Consider the following 16,520-nt stretch of genomic DNA (forward strand, 5'->3'; position numbering starts at 1 on the left):
TCGCGATGACCACCGTGCCGAGGCACCCCACCGACGAGAGCACCGCGTGGGAGGAGATCGAAGACCTGTCACCACAGGTCATCATGTACCTCGACCACGTCGGGAAGAACGCCGCCGCGCTGAAGAACCTGCAGCAGACGACGCTCATGCTCACGCAGTGGCGGACGGTCGTCGACCCGGCCGCGGAGCAGCCGGAGACCTGGGAAGACCTCCGCATCGCGGCCCAGGCCGCCACCGCGGTCTTCACCGCTGCCGACACCGGCGAAGGCAGGCCGGTCGAGACGGTGGTGGCCAAGCCGGTGCGGTTCGCCGCCACCGGACCGGTTTCTGCCGCGAACCCCGGTGCCTGGCTCAACGCGGCCTGGCTGGCCGTGATCGACCGCAACGACGCGCTCATCCAGCGGCTGTGCGCGGTGTCGGTGGAGACCCTGCGCGCGGCCGGGACGGAACACGACGCGTACCTGGAGCCGTGGGTGGAGACCGTGCGTACCTTCCTGGCCCACCGCGAGGTGACGCCGGAGCTGTTCGGCGCGGTCATGGACGGCACCGACCCGGACAACGCCCGCATCACCCCGCCCCGCGTCATGCTCCAGCTGGTCTACCCGCCGATCCGGGCGTTCTACCACCTGCTTCGCCGTGACCAGGCGCAGTTCACCGCGGCACTGACCGAAGCGGTCCGGCAGCACCGGACCTTCTGGAGCGCCGACGGGCTCGCCGACTCTCCGGACGGGTTCCTCGCGCTCGCGCCGCTGGCGATCGCGGTGCTCGCCCGCTCAGCCGGGATGAGTACCGACATCGAGTCGGAGTACCTGCCACGCAACTTCCTCACCGGCATCCGACCGGCAGGCGAGTGAAGGGGGACAGCGCCATGAGCCAGCCAGCGGGGCCGTTGCGGCCGGAGCAGCAGCGGGAGCTTGTCGGTCAGGTCGGGGCGGTGGTGGCGTCGCAGGTGCTGCCGGGGTGGCGGCAGTTGCGGGTCGAGTACCGCGCCGCGGGCAGGCATGTCGAGGCTGACCTGCTGGTGACCGGTGCGGACGGGGTGCCCCGGATGGTACGGCCGCATCCGGAGGCGGTGCGGTTGCTGGGGGTGTTGCGTTCGGGCATGTACCAGCCGGGCCGGGGGACCTGGCTGGGCGCCATCGTCGTGTTCGGACCGGGGCTGCAGCCGGAGGTCGAGTTTGTGCGGCCGGATCTGGAGCCGCCGTTTCGGCAGCAGCCGCCGCCGATCGGGTTCCAGGACGAGTTGCGGTTTTTCCCGCGGGCGGAGGAGCACATTCCGGCGTGGTTGCGTGAGCGCGCGGGTCTGGTCCCGGTGCCCGGCCCGACGGTTGTTGAGGGTGGGGTGCGGACGCCGCGTATCTGGGATGGTCTCGACGCGTCCGGTAAGCCGCTCATCCGTCGTCAGTCGCTCGTTCCTGGTGAGGTCGAGCGTGTGCTGGCCTATCTTGATGCGGCGCCGGTGATCCTGGCGTCGCGTAGCAGGGGGCCGGATGCGTTCGCTCCGGAGCGTGAGGATGCGGTGCCGATGAACTTCCGTACCGACGGGGCCTGGGCGTGGCCCGGTGCGGTCGCGTACTACTTGCGTGAGCACGGGGTTGCGCCGGATCCGGACCTGCTTGCCCACATCCGGTCCCGTCGTTTCACCGCACCCGCCGAAGTCCCGGAAGCCGCCAGGGACCTCGCTCTCGCCGCCATCACCGGCGAACAACCTCGAACCGCTGAGTGACCTCGGTCAGTCCAGCCAGGTGACGCACGAAGGAGCAGCAGTGGAAGCACGGGAAGCTGTCGAGAAGGTCGAGCAGTGGTTGCGCACCGGCACGTCCGCCGACCTGACGACGGGGGAGCACGCCGTGCGGGTCGACCACGAGAACGTGTTGCGCGTACCGGAAGGCTGGTACGTGCCGTACGACACGGTCCGGGCGCTGGACGGGGGAGACTGGCTGGCCGCGCTGGTGCCGCAGCCCGCCTTGGTCGTGCGTGAGGACGGCGCGCTGCGCCAGCCCGATCTCAGCCCGGAAGGCAGGCTGCCGAGTTCGCCCGTGCCCGGCGAGGAGGACTGGCAGGAGATCCTCGAGCCGGAGTTCGAGCACAGCGGGGTGGCGTATCTCGGCGTTCCGGCCACCGCCGTGCTCGCCTGGCGGAAGTACGTCGACGGCGAGCCGACGGAGGAGGTGCGGATCAACCCGGAGTACGAACAGGGCCCGGAGCGGCTGGGTTACCCGCCCATCGACACGCCGCTGGAGTACCTGCTGAGCTGCTTCTCGACCGAGCGCTACGACCGCGCGCAGTACCTGGCGGGCCTGCTGAGCGCGGAGGTGCTCATCCCCCTCGACCCGGAAACCGGGCAGCCACTGGAACAGCAGTGGGAGGAAGGCCGGACGATGCTGCGGGTGTACAGCTCCCGGCGCCGTCTGCCGGTGGGCACGGCGCGCTGGCTGCGCGCCGACGTGCTGTCGGTCATCGACCGGTTCCCCGGCGTCGGCCTGCTGATCAACCCGGGTTCGTTTCCTTCGGACCGGCTGGAGGCGAGTGAACTCGCCGCCGCGCGGGCCGAATGGCCCAAGTTCCGCCAGTCGCCGCCGGTCGTGGAGAACTCACCGGAGCACTCCGAGCGGCTGGCCGAAACGGGCAGGCTCGTCGCGGAACGGTTCGGGCTGGACGACCCGCTCGCCGGACTGGGCGGGGCGATGGCGAAGGCCAGGGCCGCCGGGTTCGAACTGTCCGAAGTGGAGTGTGAACACTTCGTCGTCGGCCGGGCATGGGAACGCCGCAACGGCGTGCCCGCCGACGGGGTCGACTCGCCCGGGGACGACCTGTCCGGCCAGGAGTGGCCGGAGGACCTGGCGGCCAACGGCCTGTCGGCGGGCTACGACGCCCTCGGCCGGGTCCGGCCGCACGCGACGGGGTCGGGCAAGTTCTTCCGGCAGGACGCCGACGGGGTGGGCTTCCAGTGGCACCGCATCGCCGGGGCGTTCGTCGGGTTCGCCCTGGGCGAGTCGCTCGGCCTCGCGGTGGACAAGCTGAGCACACCGGAGGTCCACGCCCGGCTGGACGAGGGCCTGCTGGACCGGGTCGGCAGGCCCGGCCCGCTCACCGAGCAGTTGCTGTTCCACACCGAGGGCCTGCTGCGAGCGCTGCCCGCCCCGGTGACCCCGGTGCTGCAGACCGTCGGAGTTCTCGCCCTGCGACGCTGGCAGGAGGTCGGCGGCGACGACGGCTGGCTGGCCAGGGTCGCGGCCCTGCGCGACCGGGCACCCGTGCCTGCCGCGTCCGGCGACGACGTGAGCTTCCTCGTGCCGGGCCTGGCGGCCGCGGTCTGCGGCGGCGGCCCGGAATCGGACGAGGACACCGCCGCGCAGGTCGGCAGGCTGCTCGCGGCGGGTGCCGGCGCCGACGGCCCCACGGCCGACGCGGCGGCCGCCGTGGCGGATCTGTTCGCCCGGCTGTTCCGGCGGGCCGACCCGGCGTATCCGCCGCATGTGCATGTCCAGCGGCAACTGGACGCGGGGACGGTGTCCGGCCCGGTGGCCGAGGCGCTGGCCAACGCCGCCCGCACCAGGGTCGAACTGGTCCGCGCCGACCACGAGGAACTGGACGCGGCAGGCACCGGGCACAGCGCCGTGGACGCGCTGGGCCGGTCGTTGATCGCGGTGTTCCGGCGGTTCTTCGACCCGCGCTGGACACTGGTCTCGGCGGTCACGCACTCGGGCCACAGCGCCATCACCGGGGCGCTGGCCGGGGCGATGCTGGGCGCCCGGTACGGAATCCCGGGCCTGCCCGAGGACTGGTTGCACCAGTTGGAACTCCGCGATCTGGTGGAAACCGTCGCGGGAGATGCGTTCTGGCACTTCTCCGCCCACCCGCCGCTGGCCGACCCCCGGTACGCGACCGAGTGGGCCACCCGCTATCCGCGAGAAGCGCTCTGACCGAGGCTGGGTCGGCCGTGAGGAAACCTCTCACGGCCGTATCGACCAGGGCCCCGGCAAAGTCGTGTCGCTCGGCCGCGCGAGTCCCACCCTCCGGCGCTTGTGTCCCACGCTGGTGCGGGGTTGTGTGCCCTGAAGGTCGCCTTGAGGGTCATAAAGGCTCTCAAGGTCGCCTTGAGGGCAAGCGCTCCTCAGCCGAGGAGCGTGTGCCGAAGGCTGTCCGACCGGGGCGCCGCAGGGCCTGAGCGCCCGTCACCCCTCCACGGTGGGGCGCATCGCGGCGGCGGGGTCGAGACTCGGGCCTTCGGGCAGGCGGGCCACCAGCCCGCCGGGAAGCCGGACCGGGGTGGCCGAGGAGTAGCCGAGCACCTTCTCCACGTCCGGCGTGGCCAGCGGGTAGCGCCGCCCCTGGTCGGTGACCAGGGTCAGCGTGCCCGCCGGGGCCTGCGCGGACGGCATGGCCTCGACCAGGACCCCGGAGCCCGGCGGCACGTAGACCAGGTCGGCCAGCGGGGTGCCGGTCGCCGACCGGCCGGTGGTGGCCATGAGCCGGTTCGCGGGGGGCAGCGCCGGGTCGACGGTCAGCTTCGGCGCGTTCGCGCCGGGGGCGAAGCCCGCGCACACCGTGGCTTCCTGGTCGGCCAGCCGGACGATCGACGGTCGCGTGGCCGGGGCGGCGTCCGCCGTCGCCGCGACCGGGTCGAGTTGCCGCGCGGTGGCCGCCTCCACCGGGGCGAGCCGGATCGCGCGGGGTTCACCGCCGGGGTAGGCGGCGCGCGCCAGTTGCGCGTCGGCCAGCTCGATTTCGTACTGCAGCTCGCTGATCGGGCGCAGTGCGTCGTGTTCGGCCAGGTAGTACTGCTGCCCGCCACCGGAGGTCTGAACGACCAGCAGCGAACCGGTTCGAAGGTCGGTCCGCCCCGGTACCGCGGTCGACGGCTCCCCGGCCCCGGCGACCGCGACCGGCCCGATCGGGGCGCCTTGCGGGAGCACGTCCAGCCAGGCCTGATCCACCCTGGCCCAGGGTTCCGCGGTCAGCGCGAGCCCGGTGCCGACCGTGCCGTAGTCGTAGATCCGGTGGCGGTACCCGCGCCAGATCACGTACCGGTCCCCGTTCGACACCAGCTCCACCAGCAGCGCCTGGTCCCCGAGCCCGAGCCCGCCCGCCGGTTCCGCACCGGCCAGCAGCACCGATTCCTCGATCTTGCTCCCGGCCGCGTCGCTGGCCGGCGCCGAGCACAGCGACCAGGATCCGGTCAGCAGGCGGTCCGCGCCGGGCAGCGCGTCGGGCGCGTCGGGAATGCCGATCCGCGGCCCGCGGGGCACCCCCGCCAGCGAATTCGCCGACACTTCATCGGTGGCCACGTGACTGCCGAGCACCAGCAACGCCGACGCGTAGTTGGCGACCGGATACAGGCGGCCGTTCTGGTAGACGTACCGAGTGCCGGTCTCCTTCTCGACGATCACCGCGGACTGGTTCCGCCAGGAGTTGTTGCCGCCCGGCACGATCATCCCGTACACGCCGACGCACGCCAGTGACACGATCGCCAGCGCGATGCTCGCGAACGCCGCCCCTCCCGGACGGCGGAACGGCGGCTGCTCGGGATCGGTCTCCCTGGTGACCAGCGCCGAGATCGCCCGCTGGATCAGGAACTGGTACGCCTGGAGTTGATCACGCTTCGACGCCATGAGCTTCAGCCCCCCAGTCCGCGCACGTAGCCGTACAGCCCGAGCACCCAGCACGCCACCGGCACCAGAGCGGCCAGGAGCAGGATCTCCGAGTACTCGCCGAACCGGCCGAGGTAGGGGTTCGCGGCGCGCGTGCTGAGCAGGATCCCGGCCACCATCAGGGCCGCCGCCACCGCGAGCAGCGCGGCCACCACGGCCACCAGCGGCACCGTCCCGTCCGTGAAGGGCCCGGCCACCAGACAGGCGACGCCGAACATTCCCGTCACCAGCAACGGAATCCGCTGGCGCGGCGTCGGATACAGCCTGGCGCGCAACAGAAATCCGGCGGCGAGCACGGCGACCATCGTCACCGAGCCCGCACTGCCGTCGCGGATCAGCAGCACTTGGCAGTACATCACCACGACGGACGCGCCGCCGAGCATGCCGGTGAGCAACCCGTCGGCCCTGGCCACCGCGGCGTGGACCCGCTCGATGGGCGGCTGCGGATCATCCCGGACCAGGTCGGCCGTCGAACGCGGCAGCACCGGCATCGGTACCTTGCCGAGCCGCAGGGCCAGCGGGGCGAACACGATGGACAGCGCCAGCAGCGCGGCGGCGACCGCGGCCGCGGTCTGGTATGCCGCCAGATCGCTGACCGCCGCGACGAAACCGCCGAGAAGAGCGAACAGGCCGGTGGCGGCCGCCCCGGCGAACAGGGTCTGGGCCGCTGCCACGCCGAGGTAGCCCGCCAACGCCGCCAGCAGCAGTGCCACGCCCGCGAGCATCAGGTGTCCCGCCGCCAGCCCGTTCAGGGGGTGCGCGCCCGCCAGCAACAGCCCCCCGCCGAGGAAGGCGAACGGCAGCGCGGCCGCGGCGAGCACCGCGCCCGCCCCGGCGTCGCCGACCGCGCGGGCCAGTACCACGCCCGTGGCGAGCAGCACCCCGGCGGCGACGAGCGCCCACACCGCGGGTGTGGTCCAACCAGGCCCGGCACGCAGCACCGCGACCACGCCCAGCAGAATCGTCACGGTCGCGGCGGACAGCCCGGCGAGCCGGGTGTGCCGCGGCGCCCAGGCCGAACCCGTCCGCCCTGCTCCGGTGGCGATGGCGTCCACCACGTCGTCGTATTCCGGCTCCGGCCAGTCGGCCCGCGACGTCACGAGATGCAGGATCTCCCCGTCCCGTACCCGGTGCGCGCCCAGCGTGCGGCCGAGGTCGAACGGGGTCCCGTCCGGTCTGCGCAACTGCCAGCCGCCACCGGCGACCCCCTCGTCGGCCAGCCCTTCGCCCGCGCGGGCGAGCAGGCCCGGCAGTAACTCCGCGACGCTCGCGTACTCGGGCAGCGCCATGTCGATTCGTCGCGTCGGGGCGGCGATCGTCACTCTGATCAAGCCAGCAGCGTGCATGGCACCAGATTCGACGGCGAATCGCCGCCGCGGGAGCCCGAGGCAGGAACCTGCCGTGCGACATCGACGGCCGTCACGCGTGTCATCAAATCCTCATGTGGGGCGACGGAAACTGGGTGCATGCAGCTTGATGACCACCGGAAGGCGAGCTGATGACGGTCTCGACACCCGGCCGCGCGCTCCTGGTTTCGCAGCGGCCCGGCGCCTACCCGACGATCGGCGACGCGCTCGGCCAGGCGCAGCAGGGCGCGGTGATCACCATCGACGCCGGCAGTTACCCGGAACTCCTCGAACTGGTCGGCCTGCAGGTGACACTGGCCGCGGCTCCCGGCGCGAACGTGGTCATCGACGGCACCGGGGGAAACCATCCGGTACTCCATGTCCGCGGGGGATCGGTCGTGCTGCAGGGGATCGAGCTGCGGGCCGGGCAGGGCGCCGCGATCGTCGCCGAAGACGCCGGCCTGACGGCGCAGCGGTGCAAGGTCACCGGCGGGCGTGGCCCGGCGATCAGCGTCCGCGGTTCGGCGCCGTTCGAGCTGACCGGTTGCACGATCACCGGGGTCGAGCAGGGCATGGCCATCGAGGGCGCTTCCGGGCGGCTGGAGAACACGGTCGTCGAGGACGTCACCGGCGACGGGATCATCATCGGCCTCGGGGCCGCCCCGGTGATCCGGGACTGCACGGTGACCGGCTGCGCGCTGCGCGGGATCTACGTCTACCAGTACGGACGGCCGGTGATCGAGAACTGCGAGATCTCCCGGACCGGCCTCGAAGGCATCGCCGTGGCCCACCACAGCGAACCCGCGCTCAAGCGGTGCTCGGTGCACGAAACGGGCGGCGTGGGCATCGCGTTCGGCCCGGGCTGCCGGGGCACCGTGGAGGCCTGCCGCGTGGACAACACCGCGGAGCCGGGCATCGAGGTGTTCGAAGGGGCCAGCGTGACCGTGGTCGACGACGGCTCCCGGGGCGGTGGGATCAAACAGGGCGGCGGCGAACTGGACGGGCTGCTGGCCGAACTGGACGCCATGGTCGGCCTGCCGAAGGTGAAGGCCGAGGTCCGCGCCCTGGTCGACGAACTGCAGGTGAACGAATGGCGCCGCAACGCCGGGCTGCCGGTGGGGGCTACCGGTCACCACCTGATCTTCGCCGGCGCTCCGGGCACCGGGAAGACGACCGTGGCGAGGCTCTACGGCAAACTGCTGAAGGCGCTCGGCGTGCTGTCGCGCGGCCAGTTCCGCGAGGTGTCCCGGCGGGACCTGGTGGGCCAGTACATCGGACACACCGCGGAGAAGACCGCGGTGATCTTCGAGGAGTCCAAGGGCGGCGTGCTGTTCATCGACGAGGCGTACACGCTCTCGCGGTCGAGCGGCACCGGCGACTTCGGCCAGGAAGCGATCGACACCCTGGTCAAGCTGATGGAGGACCACCGCGACGAGGTGGCGGTGATCGTGGCGGGCTACACCGACGAGATGGTCGAATTCCTCGCCACCAACCCCGGTCTGGCCTCGCGGTTCGGCAAGACCATCGAGTTCGAGAACTACACACCGGACGAACTCCTCGCCATCGTCCGCCGGATGGTGTCGGCCGAAGCGTACGAACTCGACCCGGCCGCCGGGGAGGTGTTCGTCGAGTACTTCCGGCGGATCTCGCAGGACGCGAACTTCGGCAACGCACGCGACGCTCGCCGGTTGTTCGAGGCCATCCGCAAATCGCAGTCCCAGCGGCTGCGGTTGCTGGGCCGGGTACCGACCGTCGACGAGTTGCGCGGCCTGCTCGTCGAGGACGTGCGAGAGGCCGTCGCGGGCTGACGCGCAGCCGCGCGTGGCGCCGTGCTGATCGATGCGGCCCCGTGCCCGCGGTGTTCAGTGTGGCTGTTGCGGCTGTTCGCCGAGGGTGTGGAGTGCGACCGTGGAATGGGCGAACGCGCCGCCCGCGCGCATCTCCGCGGCCACCCAGATCGCCTCCATGATTTCGTGGTCGGTGGCGCCCTTGCGGTGGGCGAGCGCGGTGTGCCCGGAAATGCAGTAGGGGCACTGGGTCACGTGCGCCACGGCGACGGCGATGAGTTGTTTGGTCTTTTCCGGCAGTGCGCCTTCGGCGAACACCCGCTTGCCGAACTCGTCGAAGGCGCGGTGGATCTCGGGTGCCAGTTGCCGGCGGCGCTCGCCGATCTCCCGGGTGCCACGGGGGTACACGGCGTCGGTCATTGCTGGATTCCTTCCCCTGATGGTGGTGTCGAGTGGCGGGAGGACGACGTGGCGACGGTGAGCACCGTGACGCTGTCCTCGACGGCTTCCAGGCTGTGCCGGGTGGGCGGGATGGCCAGGAGGTCTCCGGTGCGGCCCTCCCAGGTGTCCTCGCCCGCGTGCAGGCGTACCCGGCCGCGCAGCACGATCAAGGTGGCCTCGTCGGGGCCGTCGTGTTCGGTCAGCGAGGTTCCGGCGCACAACGCGACCAGGGTCTGGCGCAGCACGTGTTCGTGCCCGCCGTAGACGGTGGTGGCGCTCCGGCCGGACGAGGAGTGCCTTGACCGGTCGAGGTGCTGCCGGGCCAGGGCATCCAGGGAGAACTTCCGCATCGTTTGCCTTCCGGGTTGCCGAATCAGTAGGGGACGCCGATGCGGCGCCAGCGCCGGCCGCTGGTGCCCGGTTCGGCCGGGTGGGCGGGCACTCGGCCGCGGTAGAGGATGAACGGCCGCCACAGGTACCACAGGGGGTAGCTCCAGACGTGCACGAGCCGGGTGAACGGCCAGATGCCCAGGATGGCCCAGGCCGCGGTGGCGTGGACCTGGTAGATCAGCGGTGCGTGGGCGATGGCGGCCACGTCGGGGTTTCCGGCGAACAGACCGCGGAACCACAGGGCGACGCTCATCCGGTAGTCGTAGCCGCTGCCGAGCAGGTTGACGCCCATGGTGGGGATGATGCCGAGCACGATCACGATGGCCAGCAGGATCAACGCCACCCAGTCGACTGGGCTGGTGGTCGCTCGCACTCGCGGAATCAGCGTCCGCCGGTAGGCGAGCATGGCCACGCCGATGATCACGCCGAGCGCGGCGATGGTGCCGGCGATGGAGGAGAACCAGCGGTAGGCGGTGTCCGGGATGCCGATCGCGTCGGTGAAGGACTCCGGGATCAGGATGCCGATGACGTGGCCGGCGATCGCGGCGAACGTGCCGTAGTGGAACAGCGGGCTGCCCCATTTGAGCAGCACGCGTTCCTGTAGTTGGGTGGAGCGGCTGGTCCAGCCGAACTGGTCGTAGCGCCAGCGCCAGACATGCCCGACGACGAACACGGCGAGGGCGAGGTAGGGCAGGATCACCCACCACCACAACTCCCAGGCGCTCATCGGCGTCCTCCCGTGAGGTATTCGGGTGGGGCGAACGGTTCCAGGCCCACCTGCTCGGCCGGTGGCCCGGCTTCGGCGAGGGCACGCAGCACGTCCCGGTGCCGTGGCGTGAGTCCGGGCAGGCGGCTGCGGATCACGTCGAGCAGCGCCGCGTAGGGGCTGCCGGTGGCGTGCACGGACTCGGTGAGCAGTTCCAGTCCGCCCCGGCAGTGGGCCAGCACGCGTTGTCCGGGTTCGGGGGCGGCTGCCGCGAATTCCAGCATCAGCGGCAGGAAGTCGGGCAGTTCGTCCGCGGGGGCCGGGTAACCGGCCTGGCGGTAGGTGTGTTTGAGGGCGAGCAGTGCCAGTCCACGGGCGCGGGTGTCGCCGTGGCGGTAGTAGGTCAGGTACAGGCTGCGGCGGCGGGTGTGGTCGAAGGTGGCGACGTAGTGCTGGGCGGCCTCGGTGGGCGTGTGTCCGGCCAGCCAGCCGGTGAAGCGGGCGAGCCGGTCGCGTGCCCCGGCGTCGGTGATCGCCGGGTATGCGGCGTTCACGTCGGCCAGGTGGGTGAGGACGCGGTCGTCGGGGTACTGCAGCAGGATCGAGGTGATCTTGAACAGCAGCGCGGTGTCCGCGGGGCGGGATACGGCGCGTCGAGTCCGGCGGATCATCGGCCACCGCCTTCGCCGAACAGGTGTGCCGGGCGGCCGGTGCCGTTCCAGCCCAGCAGGTTGAACCGGAGCCGCCCCTCGTCGTCGCGGAACTGGCTGCCGCTGCCGGCCGTCGCGGCCGTGTCCGCGGTATGGGCGCCCGGATCCGCGACGCCACCGGGATAACCGACGGCGCAGTGCTGGGCCTGCAGGCGACCGGTGTCCTCGGCGTGCGTCTTCGGGATGACGTAGCGCTCGTCGTATTTGGCGATCGCCAGGATCCGATACAGGTCCTCGACGCCCTCGGCCGTCATGCCGACCGACGCCAGCAGCCCGGCGTCCACGGGATCACCGATCTGCCGGGAGCGCATGTGGGTGCGCAGCACGGTCAGCCGGCGCAGTGCCCGCTCGACGGGCCGGATGTCCCCGGCGGTGAACAGGCCGGCCAGATATCCCAGCGGAATGCGCAGATCCTCGATGGCGGCGAACACCCGGTCGGGGTCGTCGTCGTCGTGGTGGCCGGTGGCGTGGACGGCGTCGGTGATGGGGGACAGGGGCGGGACGTACCAGACCATCGGCATCGTCCGGTACTCCGGGTGCAGGGGCAGCGCCACCCGGTGTTCGGCGATCAGCGCGTACACCGGGGATCGTTGCGCCGCTTGGATCCAGTCGTGGGCGATCCCGTCCCGCCCGGCCGCCGCGATCACCTCCGGGTCGTGCGGGTCGAGGAACACCGACAACTGGGCCTCGTACAGGTCCGTCTCGTCCTTTGTGGACGCCGCGGCGAGCACGGCGTCGGCGTCGTAGAGCATGACCCCGAGGTGGCGCAGGCGGCCGACGCAGGTTTCCGAGCAGATGGTGGGCCGGCCGCCCTCGATGCGGGGGTAGCAGAAGGTGCACTTCTCGGCCTTTCCGGTGCGGTGGTTGAAGTACACCTTCTTGTACGGGCAGCCGGAGACGCAGAACCGCCAGCCGCGGCAGCGGTCCTGGTCGACCAGCACGATCCCGTCCTCGATCCGCTTGTACATCGCCCCCGAGGGACACGACGCCACGCAGGACGGGTTGAGGCAGTGTTCGCAGATGCGGGGGAGGTAGAAGTAGAAGGCGTGCTCGAACTCCAACCGCACCTGCTCGGCCAGCCCGTCCAGGTTCGGGTCCGCGGCGGCGTAGGTGCCCGAGCCAGCGAGGTCGTCGTCCCAGTTCGGCCCGGCCGAGGGGGCCATGTTCCGCCCGGTCAACTGGGACTTGGGGCGGGCGCTGGGAAACGAGTCCGAAAGCGGTGCGGTGGTCAGGTGTTCGTAGTCGTAGGTGAAGGGCTCGTAGAAGTCGTCCAGTGACGGCAGTTCCGGGTTGTAGAAAATGGACAGCAGCTTGCGCAGCCGCCCTCCGGCCTTGAGCTTCAGCCTGCCGCGCCGGTTGAGCGTCCAGCCGCCCTTGAACCGGTCCTGGTCCTCGTAACGGCGGGGGTAGCCGGTACCGGGCTTGGTCTCCACGTTGTTGAACCAGATGTACTCGCTGCCGGGCCGGTTGGTCCAGACCTGCTTGCAGGTGACCGAGCAGGTGTGGCAGCCGATGCACTTGTCCAGGTTCATCACCATCGCCACCTGTGCCATGACCCGCATCAGAACTCCACCTCCTGGGCCCGCCGCCGGATGACGGTGATCTCGTCGCGCTGGTTGCCGGTCGGGCCGATGTAGTTGAAGCCGTAGGCGAACTGGGCGTAGCCGCCGATCAGGTGCGTGGGTTTGATCAGCAGCCGGGTCAGCGAGTTGTCGCCGCCGCCGTGCCGGCCGGAGATTTCGGTTTTCGGCACGTTCAGGTGCCGGTCCATGGTGTGGTACATGTACACCGTGCCCGCGGGCATCCGGTGGGTGACCACGGCGCGGCAGGCCACGACGCCGTTGCGGTTGTAGGCCTCGATCCAGTCGTTGTCGCCCACGCCGATCCTGGCCGCGTCGGCCGGGCTCATCCAGATCACCGGCCCACCGCGGAACAGGGTGAGCATGTGCAGGTTCTCCTGGTATTCGGAGTGGATGGACCATTTCGAGTGCGGGGTCAGGTAGCGAACCACCAGTTCCGGCCGGCCGTCCTCCGCGGCGGAGGGACGGCCGAAATGCGCGAGCACGTTCAGCGGTGGCCGGTAGGTCGGCAACTGCTCGCCGAATTCGGCCATCCACTCGTGGTCGAGGAAGAAGTGCTGCCGCCCGGTCAGCGTGTGCCAGGGTTTGTGCCGTTCCACGTTGACGGTGAACGGCGAGTACCGGCGCCCACCGGTCTCGCTGCCCGACCACTCCGGTGAGGTGATCACGGCGCGGGGCTGGGTCCGGGTGTCGGTGAAGGTGATGCGGTCCCCGGCCCGCTCGGCGGCCAGGTCGCGCAGCCCGACCCCGGTGCGCTGTTCCAGCGCGCGGAAACCGAGTTCGGCGAGCCGCCCGTTGGTGGTGCCGGAGAGCGCGAGGATCGCTTCGCAGAACTGGTCGTCCCGGGCGATCGACGGACGGCCGTCGGCGATCCCGCCGCGCACCGTGCCGTTCTGCCCGCGCAGATGGTCGATCTCGGCGTCGGGTGTCCAGGTGATGCCCTTGGTGGTCGTGCCCGCGGTGTCCAGCAGCGGCCCGATCGCCGCCATTTTCTCCGCCACCGCGGCGTAGTCCCGTTCCACCACGATCAGTTTCGGCATGGTCCTGCCGGGAATCGGCTCGCATTCACCGCTCTTCCAGTCCCGCACCACACCGTGTGGCTGGGCCAGCTCGTCGGGGGTGTCGTGCGCCAGCGGCGCGGCGATCACGTCGCGGCGTACCCCGAGGTGCGTCGCGGCCAGGCGGGAGAATTCGGCCGCGAGGGTGTGGAAGACGTCGAAGTCGGTGCGCGCCTGCCAGGGCGGGGCGATCGCCGGGGTGAAGGCGTGGACGAACGGGTGCATGTCCGTGGAGGACAGGTCGTACTTCTCGTACCAGGTCGCTGCGGGCAGCACGATGTCGGAGAACAGGCAGGTGCTCGTCATCCGGAAGTCCACCGCGACGGACAGGTCCAGCTTCCCTACCGGTGCCCGCTCGCGCCACACCACATCGGCCGGGCGCAACCCGGGCGGGGTTTCGGTCGCGGTGACGGCGTCATCGGTGCCCAGCAGGTGCCGCAACAGGTATTCGTGCCCCTTCATCGAGGACGCGAACAGGTTCGCCCGCCACACCATCAGCACCCTCGGCCAGTTCGCCGGGTCGTCCGGGTCCTCCGCGGCGAACCGCAGCGCGCCGGACTTCAGCTGGCCCACCACGTGGTCTGCCACGGTGACGCCGGACCGTTCGGCCTCGTCGCACAGATCCAGCGGGTTGCGGCCGAACGCCGGATGCGAGGGCATCCAGCCCAGCCGTGCGGCCAGCGCGTTGCAGTCGGGCAGGGTCCGCCCGGCCAGTGCCCCGGATCCGAGCGGGCTGGCCAGCGCGTCGGCGGCGAAGGCTTCGTAGCGCCACTGGTCGGTGGCCAGCCAGAACAGCGGCGTGCCCACCATGTGCCGGGTGGGGCGCTGCCAGTCCAGGCCGAACGCCAGGTGGAACCAGCCGGTCAGCGGCCGCACCTTCTCCTGGCCGACGTAGTGGGCCCACCCGCCGCCGTTGACTCCCTGGCAGCCGCACAACTGGAGCAGCGACAGGAAGGTCCGGTAGATCTGGTCGGAGTGGAACCAGTGGTTCGTGCCCGCCCCCATCGCGATCATCGACCGGCCGCCGGTGCGCTCGGCGTTGCGGGCGAACTCCCTGGCCACCCGCACGCACGCCGCGGCGGGCACCGAGGTGATCGCCTCCTGCCAGGCGGGCGTGTAGGGCTGTCCGGCGTCGTCGTAGCCGCTCGGCCAGTCGCCGGGCAGGCCGTCGCGCGCCACGCCGTACTGGGCCATCACCAGGTCGAACACGGTGGTCACCAGGTGATCCCCGATCCGGAGGGCGGGAACGCCTCGTCGCAGCGCCGCACCGGACTCGCTCCGTTCGCGGTCGAAGCGCGGCAGAGCCACGGTGACGACTTCGGTGGCGGGCCGGCCGTACAGCGTGAGGGCGGGATCGACATCCAGGTTGAGGTTCCACCGGCCGGGTTCACTGGCCCACCGGAAGCCCAGCGACCCGTTGGGCACGTGCGGTCGTCCGGTGGCCTCGTCGAGCAGTACGGTTTTGAACTCGGCGTGCTCGGTGCCGTGGCCGAGGTCGGCGGCGGTGAGGAACCGGCCCGGCACGAACCCCTCGCCGCGCTCGGTCAGGGTCACCAGGAACGGCAGGTCGGTGTAGGTGCGGGCGTAGCGGGCGAAGCGCGGCACTCGGCGGTCGCGGTGGAACTCGGCCAGGATGACGTGGCCCATGGCCATCGCGAGCGCTCCGTCGGTCCCCGGTACGGCGGCCAGCCACTCGTCGGCGAACTTGGTGTGGTCGGAGAAGTCCGGCGACACCACCACGACCTTCTGGCCCCGGTACCGCGCCTCCGCCATGAAGTGCGCGTCGGGGGTGCGGGTGATGGGCAGGTTCGTGCCCCACACGATCAGGTAGCCGGCGTTGAACCAGTCGCCGGACTCCGGTACGTCGGTCTGGTCCCCGAACACCTGGGGCGAGGCCATCGGCAGGTCGGCGTACCAGTCGTAGAACGACGAGATCGTGCCCCCGATCAGGGACAGGTACCGGGTGCCCGCCGCGTAGGAGGTCATCGACATCGCGGGAATCGGCGAGAAGCCGATGATCCGGTCCGGGCCGTGGCGTTTGATCGTGTGCACCTGGGCGGCGGCGATCAGCTCGATCACCTCGTGCCAGGCGGACCGCACGAACCCGCCCTTGCCCCTCGCCCGCTTGTACCGGGCCGAGCGGTCGGTGTCGCCGACGATCGACTCCCATGCTTCCACCGGATCCGCGTGTTCGGCCCGCGCCGCCCGCCACGACTCCAGTAGCGGCCCCCGGACGTACGGGTAGCGGATGCGGGTCGGCGAGTAGGTGTACCAGGAGAACGACGCCCCGCGCGGGCAGCCGCGCGGCTCGTACTCCGGAGAGTCCGGCCCCACCAGGGGATAATCGGTGGCCTGGGTTTCCCAGGTGATGATCCCGTCCTTGACGTACACCTTCCACGAGCACGACCCGGTGCAGTTCACCCCGTGGGTGGAGCGCACCTCGCGGTCGTGGCGCCACCGCTCGCGGGAGAACTCCTCCGCGCCCCGGCCGCCCTCCCGGTACAGCACCCGGCGGTCGGCGGACTGCTCACCCGGGAAGAACCACTGGGCGGCGCGCAGGAGCGCGTCGACCGCGTCCTGTGTGGACGGTCCGCTAGGGTACGGCGATCCGGCGGAGCACATGGGGCACAATCCCTCCGTGGCGGTAGTAGTCCGCTTCGCTGGGCGTGTCGATCCTCCTGACCCGCTGTGTCACCTCGTCACGGTTGCCGATCCGACGACCAAAGACCCCGGTTTCGCCTTGCTTCCCGTCGTTACAGTCACGGTGAGGGCAGGTGCTTGCAGATTGCCTGCGACCCGGCCGCGTCGTGGCGGTGAAACGCCCAGCGGCCACCAGAACCACCACAGA

12 protein-coding genes are annotated in these 16,520 nt (G+C 71.1%); 4 read left to right on the plus strand and 8 right to left on the minus strand.

Annotation, left to right across the window (positions count from 1 at the left end; translation table 11 throughout):
- Positions 1–5 precede the first annotated feature (5 nt).
- The 3 genes from ORV05_RS08790 to ORV05_RS08800 are packed head-to-tail and all read left to right on the plus strand — an operon-like array spanning position 6 to position 3,926.
- Positions 6–854, plus strand: coding sequence for an immunity 49 family protein (locus tag ORV05_RS08790; RefSeq protein WP_268757946.1), 849 nt, complete (start codon positions 6–8; stop codon positions 852–854).
- Positions 855–868: 14 nt separating this feature from the next.
- Positions 869–1,726: a ferredoxin gene (locus ORV05_RS08795; RefSeq protein ID WP_268757947.1), complete on the plus strand. Its 858-nt coding sequence runs from the start codon at positions 869–871 to the stop codon at positions 1,724–1,726.
- A gap of 40 nt (positions 1,727–1,766) precedes the next feature.
- Positions 1,767–3,926 (plus strand): YrhB domain-containing protein, encoded by a 2,160-nt coding sequence (locus ORV05_RS08800; protein ID WP_268757948.1) that lies wholly within the window; start codon positions 1,767–1,769, stop codon positions 3,924–3,926.
- 252 nt (positions 3,927–4,178) lie between these two features.
- On the opposite strand, the gene eccB is transcribed toward ORV05_RS08800, so the two are convergent.
- Both eccB and eccD read right to left on the minus strand, forming a co-directional pair.
- Entirely contained in the window at positions 4,179–5,615 is a 1,437-nt protein-coding gene (gene eccB / locus ORV05_RS08805; protein ID WP_268757949.1) for a type VII secretion protein EccB, read from the minus strand.
- A 5-nt stretch (positions 5,616–5,620) separates the two neighbouring features.
- Positions 5,621–6,976, minus strand: a complete 1,356-nt coding sequence (gene eccD / locus ORV05_RS08810; protein ID WP_268759738.1) for a type VII secretion integral membrane protein EccD — start codon at positions 6,974–6,976, stop codon at positions 5,621–5,623.
- A 176-nt stretch (positions 6,977–7,152) separates the two neighbouring features.
- On the opposite strand from eccD, the gene ORV05_RS08815 reads away from it, so the two are divergent.
- Complete coding sequence (locus tag ORV05_RS08815) at positions 7,153–8,808, plus strand: right-handed parallel beta-helix repeat-containing protein (RefSeq protein WP_268757950.1); 1,656 nt, start codon at positions 7,153–7,155, stop codon at positions 8,806–8,808.
- Between the two features lie 54 nt (positions 8,809–8,862).
- On the opposite strand, the gene ORV05_RS08820 is transcribed toward ORV05_RS08815, so the two are convergent.
- Genes ORV05_RS08820 through ORV05_RS08845 form a run of 6 tightly spaced genes read right to left on the minus strand, consistent with a single transcriptional unit; the run spans position 8,863 to position 16,294 of the window.
- Positions 8,863–9,207, minus strand: a complete 345-nt coding sequence (locus tag ORV05_RS08820; protein WP_268757951.1) for a carboxymuconolactone decarboxylase family protein — start codon at positions 9,205–9,207, stop codon at positions 8,863–8,865.
- Positions 9,204–9,578, minus strand: coding sequence for a cupin domain-containing protein (locus ORV05_RS08825; RefSeq protein ID WP_268757952.1), 375 nt, complete (start codon positions 9,576–9,578; stop codon positions 9,204–9,206). Before ORV05_RS08825 ends, ORV05_RS08820 begins: the two co-directional genes overlap by 4 nt.
- 23 nt (positions 9,579–9,601) lie before the next feature.
- The gene (narI, locus tag ORV05_RS08830) at positions 9,602–10,345 is read right to left on the minus strand and encodes a respiratory nitrate reductase subunit gamma (RefSeq protein ID WP_268757953.1); all 744 of its coding nucleotides are present in this window, start codon (positions 10,343–10,345) and stop codon (positions 9,602–9,604) included.
- Complete coding sequence (gene narJ / locus ORV05_RS08835; RefSeq protein WP_268757954.1) at positions 10,342–10,995, minus strand: nitrate reductase molybdenum cofactor assembly chaperone; 654 nt, start codon at positions 10,993–10,995, stop codon at positions 10,342–10,344. The genes narI and narJ overlap by 4 nt, the downstream gene beginning before the upstream one ends.
- Positions 10,992–12,596, minus strand: coding sequence for a nitrate reductase subunit beta (gene narH, locus ORV05_RS08840; protein ID WP_268757955.1), 1,605 nt, complete (start codon positions 12,594–12,596; stop codon positions 10,992–10,994). The genes narJ and narH overlap by 4 nt, the downstream gene beginning before the upstream one ends.
- Complete coding sequence (locus tag ORV05_RS08845; RefSeq protein WP_268757956.1) at positions 12,596–16,294, minus strand: nitrate reductase subunit alpha; 3,699 nt, start codon at positions 16,292–16,294, stop codon at positions 12,596–12,598. The genes narH and ORV05_RS08845 overlap by 1 nt, the downstream gene beginning before the upstream one ends.
- Positions 16,295–16,520 lie beyond the last annotated feature (226 nt).

The organism is Amycolatopsis cynarae, assembly GCF_026802195.1.
Lineage (GTDB): Bacteria > Actinomycetota > Actinomycetes > Mycobacteriales > Pseudonocardiaceae > Amycolatopsis_E > Amycolatopsis_E rhizosphaerae.